The organism is Streptomyces sp. NPDC057900 (assembly GCF_042887885.1).
GTDB lineage: Bacteria > Actinomycetota > Actinomycetes > Streptomycetales > Streptomycetaceae > Streptomyces.
The window spans coordinates 1-16533 of record NZ_JBHVOI010000024.1; the positions used below are offsets into that span (position 1 = coordinate 1).

Below are 16533 nucleotides of genomic sequence, written 5' to 3' on the forward strand. Positions count from 1 at the left end.
AGCCAACACGGCGGAGCCGGGCCCGACCGGGCCCGGCTCCGCCGTGTTGGCTCAAACCCGACGTCTCAGATCTTGGCGGCGTCCCGTCGGAAGGCCCAGTTCATGTCCGGTTCCGTCACACAGCGCATGACCCGTCGCACCGGCGGCGTGCACAGCAGCGTCACCCCGATCGAGGCGGCCACGGTGACGAGTACCAGCCCGGTGGGCGAGATCAGCCAGTCGTTGTGGTCGAAGAGGCCCGAGTAGTCGGCGCCCTTCACCAGGAACCCGTGCAGCAGATAACCGCAGATCGTGCCGGCGCCCAGCACCGTGAACCACATATGGCGGCGCGGCACCCACGCGAGGAACCCGACGGTGAGCAGCGCCGCGCAGCCGAACATGGCGAGGGTCATCACCGCGCCGGACCACCACGGCGCACCCATCTCCTGGGCGCTGGAGTCGCGCAGGAACCAGCCCAGCTGCATCCGGGGCGCCGCCCAGTAGGCGAAGACCAGCGCACCGGCGAACAGCGGCAGGGCCAGCAGCCGCACCTCGCGGCGCTTGACCATCCGGAAGTGCTCGGGCTTGAGCTGGAGGCCGAGCACGAAGAACGGCAGGAACTGCAGGACGCGCGGCAGGTCGAGGTCGTCGCCGATGCTGGGTGCGAGCGAGGCGAGGACCGCGATCACGAGCGAGACCGCCAGCGGGTGGCGCAGGTTCTGCCAGATCGGCGTGGTGAGCCGCCAGATGAACAGCGCCGCCAGGAACCAGGTGAGGTACCAGGGCTCCAGCAGGCTGATCGCCCCGTCGGACGAGCCGCTCGCGTACCGCCGGAACAGCGAGTACGCCGTCTCGAACACGATGTACGGCACGGCGACCCCCGTCACCAGGCGCTTCACCTTGGCGGGGGTCAGGCTGAACGAACGTGAGAAATAGCCGGAAATGATGATGAAGGCCGGCATGTGGAACGTGTACGTGACCATGTACGCGGCGCGGGCCGCCCGGCTGCCCTCCATGACCGGCACCCATGAGTGCGCCACCGCGACCAGCACGATGGCGAGGTACTTGGCGTTGTCGAAGTAGGCGTCACGCTTCTTGGCGGGCGGGGCCTGCGCGGGCCGTTCCGCCACGGCCACCGCGGAGGGTGCGTCCGGAGCCTGGCCCGGCGCTTGGGGTCTGGGCTCCGACTCCCGGGTCGCCGGGGGGAGCGGTGCCCTCTGGAATACGTTCGGAGCGTGGAACATCTCAAGCACCCTAGACGTCTCGATTGCATTTCGTAAAACCGCCATCGGATATCGCGTGTGCCCGGCTGAGTAAAAAGCAAACCCCTGTTTTTTGCCCGATATGGGCTAGTTAATCCTCCTTAAATGGTGCATATCGGCAGGCAGTTGAGGGCGGTGAATTGCGTCGCATTCGGTGTCGGGAATTGCATGTGGATGAAGTGTGTGGATAAGGAAACGATCACCGTCGCAGATCATTTCCGTTCATCTGATCATTACCGCGCGCACCGTCCGTCCCTGCCGTGCCACCACTGGGCCGGCGGCCGGGCGCGGAGGCTGTGAACGGGTGCGCGGCCGGCGCAAGATGGCGCGATACCGACTGGTCGCTACGTCAGACGGCAGCGACCACAGGGGAGTTGGTGGCACGATGGACGGAAACGGAGGTGTGCTTGGCCGCACGCCTCCGGGCCGGCAAGGCGGACCGACCGAGGGTGTGATCAGTCGTGGCCATTTCACTGTCTGTGGTGCTTCTTTTGGCGATCATCCTGGTGGTCCTGATCCGAGGCGGCTCCATCAAGGCCGGACCCGCGGTCGTCGCGGTGCTCTTCGGCTTCTTCCTGGCATCGACCGGCATGGCGCCGTCGATCCAGAAGTTCATGGACTCGATAGCGCAGAGCATCAACCAGATCAGCTTCTGACCCCGGACCGCGTCCCGGGCCGTACCCCGGCCCGGGACGCGCGCGGGGAAGACGCGCGGTCAACGCGTGGTGGAACGCCAAGGGCCCGGTTGGGTTCCATCCGAGAGGATGGAACCCAACCGGGCCCTTGCCATGGAGCGGGCGACGGGAATCGAACCCGCGTAGCTAGTTTGGAAGACTAGGGCTCTACCATTGAGCTACGCCCGCATGCACCGCACCGCAGGTCACCAGGACCGCGGCACGAGAAGCATCGTAGCGGGTCATAGGCGCTGCCCGCACACCCGATCCCGCACCCGGTGTCGCGTCGGGCGACGCCTCCGGAAAAGCGCCCGACGCACTGCCGGTCTGCATGTACCCTACGTGTCGCACCGACGGGGTGTGGCGCAGCTTGGTAGCGCGTCCGCTTTGGGAGCGGAAGGTCGTCGGTTCGAATCCGGCCACCCCGACCACCGGCAAGATCGCATTGTGGGAGTTCTCCACCTTGCCGTTACTATGCAAAATGCGTGCCCGTGTGTCTGATGTACCGGGCTCGGTCCGCGAAGCCGCCTCGTGCGCGGTGGAGCAGAACCCCAAGAAGTCAGCCACAAGGAGACCGAACCGTGAAGAGCGCCGTGGAGACCCTGAACCCGACCCGGGTTCGGCTCAGCATTGAGGTGCCCTTCGAGGAGCTCAAGGACAGCCTCGACGCGGCGTACAAGAAGATCAACCAGCAGGTCACGGTGAAGGGGTTCCGCAAGGGCAAGATCCCCAACCGGGTCATCGACCAGCGGTTCGGCCGTGGTGCTGTGCTGGAGGAGGCCGTCAACGACGCCCTTCCGAAGTTCTACACCGAGGCCGTCAACGAGGGAGAGCTCAACGTCCTCGGCCAGCCGGAGGTCGACATCACGGAGCTGAAGGACGGCGAACTGCTGGCCTTCACCGCCGAGGTTGACGTACGCCCCGAGATCGAGATTCCGGACTACTCCGGCATCGAGGTCACCGTCGACGCCCTTGAGGTCAGCGACGAGGACATCGAGAAGGCCGTGGAGCAGCTCCGCGAGCGCTTCGCCTCGACCAGCCCGGTCGAGCGCGCCGCCGCCGACGGCGATGTCGTGACCATCGACCTGACCGCCAAGGTCGAGGGCGAGGTCCTGGAGGACGGCGTGGCCGAGGGTGTCTCGTACACCATCGGTTCCGGCGAGCTCCTCGAAGGCATCGACGACGCCGTGACCGGCCTGGAGGCGGGTGGCGAGGCCACCTTCACCTCCGAGCTGAAGGGCGGCTCCGCCGAGGGCAAGGAGGCCGAGGTCACCGTCAAGGTCACCGCGGTCGCCGCCCGTGAGCTTCCCGAGCTGGACGACGAGTTCGCCCAGATGGCGAGCGAGTTCGACACGCTGGACGAGCTCAAGGCCGACAGCCGCAAGCGGCTGGAGAGCACCAAGCAGTACGACCAGGCCACCCAGGCCCAGGAGCGGGTCCTGGAGGAGCTCCTGAAGCTCGCCGAGGTCCCGATCCCCGAGAAGCTGCTCGCGGACGAGGTCCAGACCCGCAAGCACAACCTGGAGCACCACCAGCTCGGCCAGATGGGTCTCGACCTGGAGAAGTACCTGGAGATCCAGGGCAAGACCCTTGAGGAGTTCGAGGCGGAGACCTCGGAGCAGGCCATCAAGGGCATCAAGACCCAGTTCATCCTTGACGAGCTCGTCAACAAGGAGAAGCTGAACGTGAACCAGGAGGAGCTCACCGAGCACCTCATGCGGCGCGCGCAGTCCTCCGGCATGAGCCCCGACCAGTTCGCCCAGGCCGTCGTCGAGGGTGGCCAGGTGCCGATGCTCGTCGGCGAGGTCGCCCGGGGCAAGGCGCTGGCCGTGGTCGTCGAGGCCGCCAAGGTCGTCGACACCAACGGTGAGCCCGTCGACCTTGAGGACGACGAGGACGTGACGGAGGAGGCTGCGGAGGCGGTCGAGGCCGCCGAGGGCACCGCCGACGCGGACGAGGCGAAGACCGAGGCCTGAGCCTCGCGCTGAACCCGTACGACGGGCTCCGGACGCAGTCGCGTCCGGAGCCCGTCGTCGTATCGGCGCACGCCCCTACAACCCGTGTGCGCACTGCGGAGCTTGCGCTCCCAGCGAACAGTTGCGGAAGCGGGATGGCGTTGTCCCACCTGCGCGTTAGGGTCCATGAATAGGAAGGGTCGGGGAGTCCCGGCCCACCCGGTACGAAGACGCTGAGACGGCCGGAGCCGTCAGAGACGAGCAGGTGGATACGTGACGAATCTGATGCCCTACGCCGCCGGAGAGCCGTCCCTCGGTGGAGGCCTCGGTGACCAGGTCTACAGCCGACTGCTCGGCGAGCGCATCATCTTCCTCGGCCAGCAGGTCGACGATGACATCGCCAACAAGATCACCGCGCAGCTGCTCCTCCTTGCCGCAGAGCCGGACAAGGACATCTACCTCTACATCAACAGCCCCGGCGGCTCGGTGACGGCCGGCATGGCGGTGTACGACACCATGCAGTACATCCCTAACGACGTGGTCACCATCGGTATGGGCATGGCTGCCTCGATGGGCCAGTTCCTGCTCACCGGCGGCACAGCCGGCAAGCGCTTCGCGCTCCCGAACACCGACATCCTCATGCACCAGGGTTCGGCCGGTATCGGCGGTACGGCCTCGGACATCAAGATCCAGGCCCAGTACCTGCTGCGCACCAAGCAGCGGATGGCGGAGATCACCGCCCGCCACTCCGGCCAGACCGTGGAGACGATCATCCGCGACGGCGACCGCGACCGCTGGTACACCGCGGAGGAGGCCAAGGACTACGGCCTCATCGACGAGATCATCACGATCGCGTCGGGCGTTCCGGGCGGCGGCGGCACCGGCGCCTGATCCGGCCGACGCCGGACCGCACCGCAGCGCACCGCTTTTCTCTCGTACGCCGAGACACCCAGCCACAGAACGCCACCAGGATGGTGAACACCCACATGAACAACTTCTCCGGCGCCTCCGCGAGCGGCCTCTACACCGGCCCGCAGGTGGACAACCGCTACATCGTCCCGCGCTTCGTGGAGCGCACCTCGCAGGGCGTGCGTGAGTACGACCCGTACGCGAAGCTCTTCGAGGAGCGCGTGATCTTCCTCGGGGTGCAGATCGACGACGCCTCCGCCAACGACGTCATGGCGCAGCTGCTGTGCCTGGAGTCGATGGACCCCGACCGGGACATCTCGATCTACATCAACAGCCCCGGCGGCTCGTTCACCGCGCTCACCGCGATCTACGACACGATGCAGTTCGTGAAGCCGGACATCCAGACGGTCTGCATGGGCCAGGCGGCCTCCGCCGCGGCCGTGCTGCTCGCCGCCGGTACCCCGGGCAAGCGCCTGGCGCTGCCGAACGCGCGTATCCTGATCCACCAGCCGTCCTCGCAGACCGGCCGTGAGCAGCTCTCCGACCTGGAGATCGCGGCCAACGAGATCCTGCGGATGCGGACCCAGCTGGAGGATCTGCTGGCCAAGCACTCCACCACACCGATCGAGAAGATCCGTGACGACATCGAGCGGGACAAGATCCTGACCGCAGAGGACGCCCTGGCCTACGGCCTGGTCGACCAGATCGTCGCGACGCGCAAGAGCGCGGCCGGAGCGGCCGCCTGACGTCGGCCTTTACCCCTTGGTACGGCAGGGTCACCCGGCCCCGGCCGTGTGAACCGTGCCAAGGGGGGCCCGAACGGGGGGCCAGGCAAGGTACCGTCGGATAGAGGCACCAGGAGGCGCTGAACCAGGCGTCTCCCAGGCGAAGGGGAAGCACCTCGTGGCACGCATCGGTGATGGCGGCGACCTGCTCAAGTGCTCGTTCTGCGGAAAGAGCCAGAAGCAGGTGAAGAAGCTCATCGCGGGACCCGGTGTGTACATCTGCGACGAGTGCATTGATCTCTGCAACGAGATCATCGAGGAGGAGCTCGCGGAGACCTCCGAGGTGCGGTGGGAGGAACTTCCCAAGCCGCGCGAGATCTACGAGTTCCTTGAGGGGTACGTCGTAGGCCAGGAGCCCGCGAAGAAGGCTCTCTCGGTCGCTGTGTACAACCACTACAAGCGGGTCCAGGCCGGGGAGAACGGCGGCGGGGCGAGCCGTGACGACGCGATCGAACTCGCCAAGTCCAACATCCTGCTGCTGGGCCCCACGGGCTCGGGCAAGACCCTCCTCGCGCAGACACTGGCCCGGATGCTCAACGTCCCGTTCGCCATCGCGGACGCGACGGCGCTGACGGAGGCCGGCTATGTCGGCGAGGACGTCGAGAACATCCTGCTGAAGCTGATCCAGGCGGCCGACTACGACGTCAAGAAGGCCGAGACCGGGATCATCTACATCGACGAGATCGACAAGGTCGCCCGCAAGAGCGAGAACCCGTCGATCACCCGCGATGTCTCCGGCGAGGGCGTCCAGCAGGCCCTGCTGAAGATCCTGGAGGGCACCACCGCCTCCGTACCGCCGCAGGGCGGCCGGAAGCACCCGCACCAGGAGTTCATCCAGATCGACACGACGAACGTGCTGTTCATCGTGGGCGGCGCGTTCTCCGGCCTGGAGAAGATCATCGAGTCCCGGGCCGGCGCCAAGGGCATCGGCTTCGGCGCCACGATCCGCTCCAAGCTGGAGATCCAGGCGAGCGACCAGTTCCAGGAGGTCATGCCGGAGGACCTGGTGAAGTTCGGGATGATCCCCGAGTTCATCGGCCGCCTCCCGGTCCTGACCTCGGTCCACAACCTGGACCGCGAAGCCCTGCTCCAGATCCTCATCGAGCCGCGCAACGCCCTGGTGAAGCAGTACCAGCGCCTCTTCGAACTCGACGGCGTGGAGCTGGACTTCGAGCGCGAGGCGCTGGAGGCCATCGCGGACCAGGCGATCCTGCGCCAGACCGGCGCACGCGGTCTGCGCGCGATCATGGAGGAGGTCCTCCAGTCGGTGATGTACGAGGTGCCGTCCCGCAAGGACGTCGCCCGGGTCGTCATCACGGCCGACGTGGTCCGCAACAACGTCAACCCCACCCTGGTCCCGCGCGAGCCGCGGACGATCGGGAAGAACGACGACGGCAGGCACGAGAAGTCGGCGTGACCGCCGCGCCGTAGACACGTACGCGAAGGGGCGCCCGGCCGGATGAACCGGCCGGGCGCCCCTTCGCGTTGCCGGGATCAGACCTTGGTGCGGGAGGTGTTGTAGAGCTTGGCGGTGAGGTCCGCGACGTCGTCCTGGGACATCGGCTTGTTGGTCATGGCGAGACCCATGTCGAGACCGGACACAATGCCGACCGTGCTGTAGTCGGCCCAGATGCAGATCGGCATCTCAATGGACTTGGGGCCCTTGTCGACGCTTCCGTCGCCCTCGGGGTTGTCCATCTTGAGGTTCTGGCACCGCATCAACGCGCCCTTGAATCCGGACGGGGTGACGTCCTTGGGCGAACCGACCAGCTCGCCCTTGGACTTGCTGTCGCCCTTGGTCATGTTGGCCTTGGCCTCGTCGAAGGACTTGTTGATCACCGCGGCCGGGTCGCTCACCTCACCCCAGTAGCCCTGGAGGGAGATGTACTTCAGGCTCATGTCCTTCTCGGACCCGCCCTGGTAGGCGGCAGAGGCCTGAGCGGGATTCTTGATCCCATTGGCCTCGATCTTCGTCTTCTCCGCCCCGCTCAGCGGGCCGTCGGCGCCGCTGCCGCCGGTGTCGGCCTTCTTGTAACCGTCCAGCGTCGCCGCCGGAGTCAGCTTGTACCCCTTCGTGGAGTCCGCCACGTCGCTGTTGCTCGCGCCGCCGCCCGACGTCAGGAAGTACACGCCGCCGCCGATGACCGCGAGCGCCACGATCACGCCGCCGATGATCAGGCCGGTCTTCTTCTTCGGGGGCTGGGCCGGGGGGAAGCCGGGCTGCTGGCCGTAGACCGGCTGGCCGCCGTACGGGGGAGTGGGGGGCTGCTGGCCGTACGGGCCGGGCTGCTGGGCCTGCGGGTAGCCGTAGCCCGGCTGCGGGGGCTGCTGCTGCGGCGGTACGCCCTGGGGGGCTTGCTGGGGGTAGCCGTAACCGGGCTGTCCCTGCGGCTGGCCCTGCGGCGGCGGGCCACCGTAGGGGCCAGGCTGCTGGCCGTACGGGCCGGGCTGGCCCTGGGGCTGCTGTCCGTCGTACGGGCCCGGCTGGTTGAAGCTCATCTGCGGATTCCCCTGTTCGTGAAGCTCATGCGTACTTATGCGTTCCGAACATCCTGACGGACGTCCCGCGTACGTGGGGCACCGGGAGGCACACCGTTACCGAACAAACCGGTTTCGGCGCATGACTGTGACGGCCCTAAACTGTGTCGCGTGACCGAGAACGCAGCGCAGCAGCCAGCCAGCCACCCCGAACTGCCGACCCAGTACACGCCGGCCGAGGTAGAGGGGAAGCTGTACGAGCGCTGGGTAGAGCGCGGCTACTTCGAGGCGGACGAGCACAGCGAGAAGCCGCCGTACTCCATCGTCATCCCGCCGCCCAACGTCACCGGCTCCCTGCACCTGGGGCACGCCTTCGAGCACACGCTGATCGACGCGCTGGTCCGCCGCAAGCGGATGCAGGGCTTCGAGGCGCTCTACCAGCCCGGTATGGACCACGCGGGCATCGCCACCCAGAACGTCGTCGAGCGCGAGCTCGCCAAGGAGGGCAAGTCCCGCCACGACCTGGGCCGCGAGGCGTTCGTCGAGCGCGTCTGGAAGTGGAAGAACGAGTCCGGTGGCCAGATCTCCGGCCAGATGCGCCGCCTGGGCGAGGGCGTCGCCTGGTCCCGTGAGCGGTTCACCATGGACGAGGGCCTGTCCAAGGCCGTCCAGACCGTCTTCAAGCAGATGTACGACGACGGGCTGATCTACCGCGCCGAGCGCATCATCAACTGGTGCCCGCGCTGTCTCACCGCGATCTCGGACATCGAGGTCGAGTACCAGGAGGACGACGGCGAGCTCGTCTCCATGAAGTACGGCGAGGGCGACGAGACCATCGTCGTCGCCACCACCCGCGCCGAGACGATGCTCGGTGACACCGCCGTCGCCGTCCACCCCGACGACGAGCGTTATAAGCACCTGGTCGGCAGGCAGATCAAGCTGCCGCTGACCGACCGCACGATCCCGGTCGTCGCCGACCACCACGTCGACCCCGAGTTCGGCACCGGCGCCGTCAAGGTGACCCCGGCCCACGACCCGAACGACTTCGAGATCGGCAAGCGCCACGACCTGCCGTTCCTCACCGTTCTGGACGAGCGCGCCGTCATCACCGTCCCCGGCCCCTTCCAGGGCCTGGACCGGCTGGAGGCCCGCTCCGCCATCGTCGCCGCCCTGCGCGCCGAGGGCCGGATCGTGGCCGAGAAGCGCCCCTACGTCCACTCCGTCGGACACTGCTCGCGCTGCAAGACGACCATCGAGCCGAGGTTGTCCCTCCAGTGGTGGGTCAAGGTCGAACCGCTCGCCAAGGCGGCCGGTGACGCCGTCCGCGACGGCAAGGTCAAGATCCACCCGCAGGAGATGGAGAAGCGGTACTTCGACTGGGTCGACAACCTCCACGACTGGACGATCTCGCGCCAGCTCTGGTGGGGCCACCGCATCCCCGTCTGGTACGGCCCGAACGGCGAGGTCGTCTGCGTCGGACCGGACGACGAGGCCCCGACGGGTGAGGGCTGGACGCAGGACAGCGATGTCCTGGACACCTGGTTCTCCTCCGGCCTGTGGCCCTTCTCCACGCTCGGCTGGCCCGAACAGACCGACAGCCTCGCGAAGTTCTACCCGAACTCCGTCCTGGTCACCGGCTACGACATCCTCTTCTTCTGGGTCGCCCGGATGATGATGTTCGGCCTGTACGTCAACGACGGCGTCCCGCCGTTCGGGACGATCGTGCTGCACGGCATGGTCCGCGACGAGCACGGCAAGAAGATGTCGAAGTCCTTCGGCAACGTGGTCAACCCGCTGGACTGGATGGACAAGTACGGCTCCGACGCGCTCCGTTTCACCCTGGCGCGCGGCGCCAACCCCGGCACCGACGTGCCGATCGGTGAGGAGTGGGTCCAGGGTTCCGCCAAGTTCTCCAACAAGATCTGGAACGCCACCCGCTTCGCGCTGATGAACGGCGCGACCATCGAGGGCGAGCTGCCGGACGCCGCCGAGATGTCGGTGACCGACCGCTGGATCCTGTCCCGCCTCAACAAGACCGTCGCCGAAGTCGACGCGTACTACGACGACTTCCAGTTCTCCAAGCTCAGCGAGGCGCTCCGGCACTTCGCCTGGGACGAGGTCTTCGACTGGTACGTCGAGCTGTCCAAGACCACGTTCTTCGGCGGCGGCCGGGCGGCCGAGGTCTCGGGCCGGGTCCTGGGCGAGGTCCTCGATGTGATGCTGCGCCTCCTGCACCCGGTCGTCCCGTTCGTCACGGAGACGCTCTGGACCGCGCTCACCGGCCGCGAGTCCGTCGTCATCGCGGACTGGCCCGGCGACAGCGGCTTCCGGGACGACGCCGCGGAGCGGGAGATCGAGCTCGTCCAGCAGGTCGTCACCGAGGTCCGCCGCTTCCGCTCCGACCAGGGGCTCCAGCCCGGCCAGAAGGTCCCGGCCGAGCTGAACCTGAGCGGCACCGCGCTCGCCGCGCACGAGGCGGCCATCCGGCAGCTGCTGCGCCTCCAGCCCGCCGGGGACGGCTTCCAGGCCACCGCGTCGCTGCCCGTCGCGGGAGCCACCGTCGCGCTCGACCTGTCCGGCACGATCGACGTCGAGGCCGAGCGCAAGCGGCTGACGAAGGACCTGGAGGCGGCCCGCAAGGAGAAGGCGCAGGCCACCGGGAAGCTCGGCAACGAGGCGTTCCTGGCCAAGGCCCCGGACAACGTGGTCGACAAGATCCGCGGCCGGCTCACCAAGGCCGACGCCGACATCGAGCGGATCGCCGGCCAGCTCGCGACCCTGCCCACCGCCTGACGGCTCGCACAAGGAGCCCCCGCGAACCCGGCCCGCCCGGGAGCGCGGGGGCTCCGCCGTACCCGCGCCGCCGGGCGCTGCGCGCGATGTCGGTGCCCATCCGTAGACTGGCCCTGTGAGTGAGCCCCGCCCTTCAGACCGGCACGACGCGTCCGATCCCGACGACACCTTCGCGGAGATCGTCGACGAAGAGACCCAGCGCGACCCCGACCTGGCGGTGATCGAGGCCGGGAGCCGGACGCTGCGCGCCGCCTCGGGCCCGCCGCAGGGCGACGAGGTCCCCGCCCGCCCCACCGACCCGGAGGTGGACAAGGCGCTGCGCGCGGTGGAGCAGGAGCTCGCCGGGCGCTGGGGCGAGACCAAGCTTGAGCCGTCCGTGGCGCGCATCGCCGCGCTGATGGACACGCTCGGTGACCCGCAGCGCGCGTACCCCTCCATCCACATCACCGGTACCAACGGCAAGACGAGCACGGCCCGCATGATCGAGGGCCTGCTCGGCGCCTTCGAGCTGCGCACCGGGCGCTACACCTCGCCGCACGTCCAGTCGATCACCGAGCGGATCAGCCTGGACGGCGCCCCGATGGACGCCGAGCGGTTCGTCGAGACGTACCAGGACATCAAGCCGTACGTCGAGATGGTCGACGCCCAGCAGCCCTACCGGCTCTCCTTCTTCGAGGTGCTCACCGGCATGGCGTACGCGGCGTTCGCCGACGCGCCGGTCGATGTCGCCGTCGTCGAGGTCGGCATGGGCGGCAGCTGGGACGCGACCAACGTGATCGACGCCACGGTCGCGGTCGTCACCCCGATCTCCCTGGACCACACCGACCGGCTGGGCTCCACGCCCGGCGAGATCGCGGTGGAGAAGTCCGGGATCATCAAGCAGGGCGCGACGGTCATCCTGGCCCAGCAGCCGGTGGACGCCGCCCAGGTGATGCTGAAGAAGGCCGTCGCGGCCGATGCGACGGTGGCCCGCGAGGGCATGGAGTTCGGCGTCGTCTCCCGGGAGGTCGCGGTCGGCGGGCAGCTGCTGACGCTGCGCGGCCTGGGCGGTGAGTACGACAACATCTTCCTTCCGCTGTACGGCGCCCACCAGGCGCACAACGCCGTGGTGGCGCTCTGCGCCGTCGAGGCGTTCTTCGGGATCGGCGCGGAGCAGGCCGGATCGCTCGACGCCGACATCGTCCGCAAGGCGTTCGCCGCGGTGGTCTCGCCCGGCCGTCTCGAAGTCGTGCGCTTCAGCCCGACCGTCATCCTGGACGCCGCCCACAACCCGGCCGGTGCCCTCGCCACCGCGGCGGGGATCTCCGAGGCGTTCGGCTTCTCCCGGCTGATCGGGGTGGTCGGGGCCAGCGGCGACAAGGACGTCCGGGGGCTCCTTGAGGCCTTCGAACCGATCTTCGCCGAGGTCGTCGTCACCCAGAACTCCAGCGGCCGCGCGATGGACGCCGACGAGCTGGCGGCCGTCGCTGTCGAGGTCTTCGGCAACGAGCGGGTCCAGGTCGAACCCCGGCTCGACGACGCGCTGGAGGCGGCGATCACCCTCGCCGAGGAAGAGGACGAGTACGCGGGCGCCGGGGTGCTGGTGACCGGATCCGTGATCACGGTCGGCGAGGCCCGGCTGCTCCTGGGAAGGCACTGACCCACGTGCGTACGCTCTGTGCATCGACGCTGCTCGGTGAGTTCTTCGTGATCGGCTTCGCCGGACTCGTCGCGATGAAGTCCGACGACCTGTCGTCCGCGACGGTGTGGACGGTCTGCGGCATCGGCATGCTGCTCTCCGTGCTGCTCTGCGGGGTGATCACCCGTCCAGGTGGGGTGCAGCTCGGCTGGGCGCTCCAGATCGCGCTGGTCGCCAGCGGCTTCGTGGTGCCGATGATGTTCATCCTCGGAGTGGTCTTCGGCGGCCTGTGGTGGGCCTCGGTGCACTACGGCCGCAAGATCGACGAGGTGAAGGCGCGCTGGGCCGCGCAGGAGTCGGCGCAGGCCCCGGCCGGCACCTGAGGCGAGTGGCTGACGCCCCGCGGTCAAACCCGGCCGAGGGGTCTTCACCGTGCCCCTGTAATCTCGCCTCACCGCACCCGTATGCCTGACCGGTACGCCTGACCCGTATGCCTGACCGTATTTCTGCAAGGAGCCGCACATGACCCAGCGCACCCTCGTTCTTCTCAAGCCCGACGCCGTCCGTCGCGGTCTGGTCGGCGAGATCGTCGGCCGCATCGAGCGCAAGGCCGGCTGGAAGATCACCGCGCTGGAGCTGCGTACCCTCGACCGGGCCACGCTGGAGCAGCACTACGCCGAGCACGTCGGCCGCCCGTTCTACGAGCCGCTCGTCGAGTTCATGCAGTCCGGTCCGGTCGTCGCTCTGGTGGCCGAAGGCGAGCGGGTGATCGAGGGCGTCCGCGCGCTGGCCGGTCCGACCGACCCGATCGCCGCCGCGCCCGGATCGATCCGTGGTGACTTCGGCACGATCACCCGGGAGAACCTCATCCACGCCTCGGACTCGGAGGAGTCCGCAGAGCGAGAAATGAAGCTGTTCTTTCCGGGACTTTCCTGACCTTCGCTCCGCCAAACAGCGCTCATGACCTGGGGCGACCGAAGTAATTCGGTCGCCCTTCGGCATAGGGTCACCGATCGCGGGAACGCATCCCTCCGACGTAACGTCACCATGAGTGGGACGGCCACCCGTTCTGCTCAACAAGGCGAAGGACCCTCGCGCTGTGTCGGTGTATCCGGCACTACGATGGAAGCTTCCACGCCCGCAGCGCTCATCTCGCCTACCAAAACAAGCCATCACCGCTTTCACTTGGGAAGGCCCGACGCATCCTCATGGGGAACAAGGGGAACTCAATGTCGTTCATCGGCCGTGACATGGCTATCGACCTCGGGACTGCCAACACGCTGGTGTACGTCAGGGGGCGCGGCATCGTTCTGAACGAGCCGTCCGTCGTGGCCATCAACACCAACACCGGCGGCATCCTGGCGGTCGGCGCCGAGGCCAAGAAGATGATCGGCCGTACACCGGGCAACATCGTTGCCGTACGGCCACTGAAGGACGGCGTGATCGCCGACTTCGAGATCACGGAGCGGATGCTCCGCTACTTCATCCTGAAGATCCACAAGCGCCGCTACCTGGCCCGCCCGCGGGTCGTCGTCTGTGTGCCCTCCGGCATCACAGGGGTCGAGCGACGCGCCGTCATCGAGGCGTCGACGCAGGCCGGCGCCCGCCAGGTGCACATCATCGAGGAGCCCATGGCGGCGGCCATCGGTTCCGGGCTGCCGGTCCACGAGGCCACCGGCAACATGGTCGTCGACATCGGTGGCGGCACCACGGAGGTCGCGGTCATCTCGCTCGGCGGGATCGTCACCGCCCAGTCGATCCGGGTCGCCGGTGACGAGCTGGACAACGCGATCATCCAGCACATCAAGAAGGAGTACTCGCTCCTCCTCGGTGAGCGCACCGCCGAACAGATCAAGATCACCATCGGCTCCGCGTTCGAGCTGGAGAAGGACGAGCACACCGAGATCCGCGGCCGCGACCTCGTATCCGGCCTGCCCAAGACCGTGGTCATCTCCGCGACCGAGGTCCGCAAGGCGATCGAGGAGCCGGTCAACGCGATCGTCGACGCGGTCAAGACGACGCTCGACAAGTGCCCGCCGGAGCTCTCCGGTGACGTCATGGACCGGGGCATCGTCCTCACCGGCGGCGGCGCGCTGCTGCGCGGCCTGGACGAGCGGCTCCGCCACGAGACGGGCATGCCGATCCACATCGCGGAAGACCCGCTGGACTCCGTCGCGCTCGGATCCGGCAAGTGCGTCGAGGAGTTCGAGGCGCTCCAGCAGGTGCTGGACGCCCAGCCCCGACGGTAGAAACTCAACTGGCCCTCCGCGCGGACGCTGCCGTTCCGCGCGGAGGATCGTTGATATACAGGCACGAACATTCCTACGAGGAAGGCACGGCCGCCGCACGTGAGGGACACACGAGAGAGCCGGCTGCTCCTGGTGCTGCTGATCGTCATCGCGTTCGCACTGATCACGGTGGACATCCGCGGCGGCGAGGCGTCGCCGGTGGACGGCGCCCGGCAGGCCGCCTCCACGGTCTTCGGACCGGTCGAGAACGGGGTCGCCTCAGCGGTCGACCCGGTGGGCAACGCCATAGGGGCGGTACGCGCCTCCGGCGCCCGGCACGACAAGATCGCCGCACTGGAGCAGCAGAACGCCGCGCTGAAGGCCAAGCTCGGCAGCGACGACCAGAACCGCAGCAGGGTCCGCGAGCTCGACAAGATGCTCAAGAAGTCGGGCGCCGGACAGTACGGCATCAAGGCCGCAGAGGTCATCGCCATAGGAGCGGCCCAGGGCTTCTCCTGGACGGTCACCATCGACGCCGGCTCCAAGGACGGCCTCAAGCGCGACATGACCGTCCTCAACGGCGACGGACTCGTCGGCCGGGTCACCACCGTCGGCCCGGACACCGCGACGGTGCTCCTCGCCAACGACCCCGACTTCACCGTCGGCACCCGGATGGAGGCCACCGACGAACTCGGCTTCGCCACCGGCCAGGGCTCGCGCCCGATGGCCGTCCAGTTCCTGAACGGCAAGGCGAAGGTCAAGAAGGGCGACCGGCTCGTCACGTTCGGGTCCAGCAAGGACAAGCCGTTCGTGCCCGGCGTACCCGTCGGTGAGGTCGTCCGGGTCGACCCGTCCGGCGGCGACCTGACCCGCACGGTCTACGTCCGTCCGTACGTCGGCTTCACCAAGCTCGACATCGTCGGCATCGTCGTCCAGGCCCCGCGTGAGGACCCCCGCGACGCGGTCCTGCCGAAGAAGCCGGCCAAGCCCGCCAAGCCGAAGCCCACCCCGACCGTCACCGTCACCATCTCGCCCAACGGCGACCTCGTGGACACCAACGGCAACGTCGTCGGGAACATCCACGAGAGCGCGGACCCCAGCGGCAGCCCGGACCCCAATCCCAGCGGGAACGCCACACCGAACGCCGACAACGCGGTAAACGAACAGAGGTAGAGCTGATCCCCATGCACGTCAACCGGACTCTGCTCTCCATCGCCCTGGTCGTGCTCGCGCTCGTCGTCCAGGTCTCCGTACTCGCCCGGCTCCAGCTGCCCGGCGCGGTGCCCGATCTGCTTCTGATGGTCGTTCTCGGACTGGCCTTCGTCTACGGCCACGTCAGCGGCGCCCTCATCGGCTTCGGTGCGGGGCTGCTCGCCGACCTGGCGCCGCCGGCCGACCACGCGGCCGGCCGGTACGCCCTGGTCCTCTGCGTCATCGGCTACCTCGCCGGACTGATCAAGCCGGAGAACGGCCAGCTTAAGTCGGCCGTGATGCCGATGGCCGTGGTCGTCGCGGCGGCGATCGGATCGACCCTGCTGTACGCGGGGGTCGGCGCGCTCGTCGGGGACACAGCCGCCCGCCACGTGGGGCTCGGCAGCCTGCTGTTCACCGCGGCCGTCTACGACCTGCTGCTCGCGCCGTTCACCGTGCCCCTGATCATGGCGATGGCCAGACGCACGGTGAACGACCCCCTCACCGAGTCCTCCTCCGGCGGCAAGGACGCCACGGCGGGCTGGCTCGCCGCGGGCACCGGCCTGCGCATCGGCGGCCAGCGCGGCGGACTGCGCGTCAAGGCCGCCCGGAACCGGGCGGCGCGCGCCGGACGGATCAAGGGAGTCAAGCGACTGTGAGC

Annotated in this window: 14 protein-coding genes and 2 tRNA genes; 13 read left to right on the top strand and 3 right to left on the bottom strand. The window is 68.1% G+C overall.

The genetic code is table 11. The annotated features are described in order from the left end of the window. Positions 1–65 precede the first annotated feature (65 nt). Complete coding sequence (locus tag ACFVQ0_RS36680; RefSeq protein WP_390093536.1) at positions 66–1223, bottom strand: acyltransferase family protein; 1158 nt, start codon at positions 1221–1223, stop codon at positions 66–68. 479 nt (positions 1224–1702) lie between these two features. Between ACFVQ0_RS36680 and ACFVQ0_RS36685 the strand changes: the two genes are divergently transcribed. Beyond that, a complete protein-coding gene (locus ACFVQ0_RS36685) occupies positions 1703–1897 on the top strand; it encodes a hypothetical protein (protein WP_145763503.1) in 195 nt (64 codons plus the stop codon). 133 nt (positions 1898–2030) lie between these two features. Here ACFVQ0_RS36685 and ACFVQ0_RS36690 read toward each other — a convergent pair. After that, positions 2031–2104: transfer RNA gene (locus ACFVQ0_RS36690), tRNA-Gly, on the bottom strand. A gap of 165 nt (positions 2105–2269) precedes the next feature. Between ACFVQ0_RS36690 and ACFVQ0_RS36695 the strand changes: the two genes are divergently transcribed. From ACFVQ0_RS36695 to clpX, 5 genes are all read left to right on the top strand, one after another. Next, positions 2270–2346 (top strand) — tRNA-Pro (locus ACFVQ0_RS36695). A 150-nt stretch (positions 2347–2496) separates the two neighbouring features. After that, positions 2497–3891 (top strand): trigger factor, encoded by a 1395-nt coding sequence (gene tig / locus ACFVQ0_RS36700; protein ID WP_390093537.1) that lies wholly within the window; start codon positions 2497–2499, stop codon positions 3889–3891. 264 nt (positions 3892–4155) lie between these two features. Further along, positions 4156–4761, top strand: coding sequence for an ATP-dependent Clp protease proteolytic subunit (locus ACFVQ0_RS36705; RefSeq protein ID WP_018551584.1), 606 nt, complete (start codon positions 4156–4158; stop codon positions 4759–4761). Between the two features lie 80 nt (positions 4762–4841). Beyond that, complete coding sequence (locus ACFVQ0_RS36710) at positions 4842–5525, top strand: ATP-dependent Clp protease proteolytic subunit (protein ID WP_390093538.1); 684 nt, start codon at positions 4842–4844, stop codon at positions 5523–5525. 157 nt (positions 5526–5682) lie between these two features. Further along, complete coding sequence (gene clpX, locus ACFVQ0_RS36715; protein ID WP_327336834.1) at positions 5683–6981, top strand: ATP-dependent Clp protease ATP-binding subunit ClpX; 1299 nt, start codon at positions 5683–5685, stop codon at positions 6979–6981. 77 nt (positions 6982–7058) lie between these two features. On the opposite strand, the gene ACFVQ0_RS36720 is transcribed toward clpX, so the two are convergent. Further along, on the bottom strand, positions 7059–8063 hold the full coding sequence (locus ACFVQ0_RS36720) for a hypothetical protein (protein ID WP_390093539.1): 1005 nt from the start codon (positions 8061–8063) through the stop codon (positions 7059–7061). Between the two features lie 150 nt (positions 8064–8213). Here ACFVQ0_RS36720 and ACFVQ0_RS36725 point away from each other — a divergent pair, with 150 nt between their 5' ends. The 7 genes from ACFVQ0_RS36725 (at position 8214) to mreD (ending at position 16531) form a co-directional block, all read left to right on the top strand. Further along, positions 8214–10835, top strand: a complete 2622-nt coding sequence (locus tag ACFVQ0_RS36725; protein WP_390093540.1) for a valine--tRNA ligase — start codon at positions 8214–8216, stop codon at positions 10833–10835. 115 nt (positions 10836–10950) lie between these two features. Continuing rightward, a complete protein-coding gene (locus ACFVQ0_RS36730; protein ID WP_390093541.1) occupies positions 10951–12474 on the top strand; it encodes a bifunctional folylpolyglutamate synthase/dihydrofolate synthase in 1524 nt (507 codons plus the stop codon). A 5-nt stretch (positions 12475–12479) separates the two neighbouring features. Continuing rightward, positions 12480–12836, top strand: coding sequence for a DUF4233 domain-containing protein (locus ACFVQ0_RS36735; RefSeq protein ID WP_390093542.1), 357 nt, complete (start codon positions 12480–12482; stop codon positions 12834–12836). A 139-nt stretch (positions 12837–12975) separates the two neighbouring features. Beyond that, positions 12976–13389, top strand: coding sequence for a nucleoside-diphosphate kinase (gene ndk, locus ACFVQ0_RS36740; protein WP_024492992.1), 414 nt, complete (start codon positions 12976–12978; stop codon positions 13387–13389). A gap of 293 nt (positions 13390–13682) precedes the next feature. Beyond that, positions 13683–14702, top strand: a complete 1020-nt coding sequence (locus ACFVQ0_RS36745; protein WP_024492993.1) for a rod shape-determining protein — start codon at positions 13683–13685, stop codon at positions 14700–14702. A gap of 99 nt (positions 14703–14801) precedes the next feature. After that, the gene (gene mreC, locus ACFVQ0_RS36750) at positions 14802–15854 is read left to right on the top strand and encodes a rod shape-determining protein MreC (RefSeq protein WP_311305713.1); all 1053 of its coding nucleotides are present in this window, start codon (positions 14802–14804) and stop codon (positions 15852–15854) included. Between the two features lie 11 nt (positions 15855–15865). Next, positions 15866–16531 carry a rod shape-determining protein MreD gene (mreD, locus tag ACFVQ0_RS36755; protein ID WP_390093543.1) on the top strand — a complete coding sequence of 222 codons (666 nt, stop codon included), beginning with the start codon at positions 15866–15868 and terminating at the stop codon, positions 16529–16531. Positions 16532–16533: the final 2 nt, after the last annotated feature.

What these genes read in the sequence shown, in the direction of transcription:
- ndk (WP_024492992.1), top strand. Translation starts at nt 12,976, where the DNA reads ATGACCCAGCGCACCCTCGTTCTTCTCAAGCCCGACGCCGTCCGTCGC.
- ACFVQ0_RS36745 (WP_024492993.1), top strand. Translation starts at nt 13,683, where the DNA reads ATGTCGTTCATCGGCCGTGACATGGCTATCGACCTCGGGACTGCCAAC.
- ACFVQ0_RS36680 (WP_390093536.1), bottom strand. Translation starts at nt 1,223, where the DNA reads ATGTTCCACGCTCCGAACGTATTCCAGAGGGCACCGCTCCCCCCGGCG.
- ACFVQ0_RS36720 (WP_390093539.1), bottom strand. Translation starts at nt 8,063, where the DNA reads ATGAGCTTCAACCAGCCGGGCCCGTACGACGGACAGCAGCCCCAGGGC.
- ACFVQ0_RS36705 (WP_018551584.1), top strand. Translation starts at nt 4,156, where the DNA reads ATGCCCTACGCCGCCGGAGAGCCGTCCCTCGGTGGAGGCCTCGGTGAC.
- mreD (WP_390093543.1), top strand. Translation starts at nt 15,866, where the DNA reads ATGCACGTCAACCGGACTCTGCTCTCCATCGCCCTGGTCGTGCTCGCG.
- ACFVQ0_RS36710 (WP_390093538.1), top strand. Translation starts at nt 4,842, where the DNA reads ATGGTGAACACCCACATGAACAACTTCTCCGGCGCCTCCGCGAGCGGC.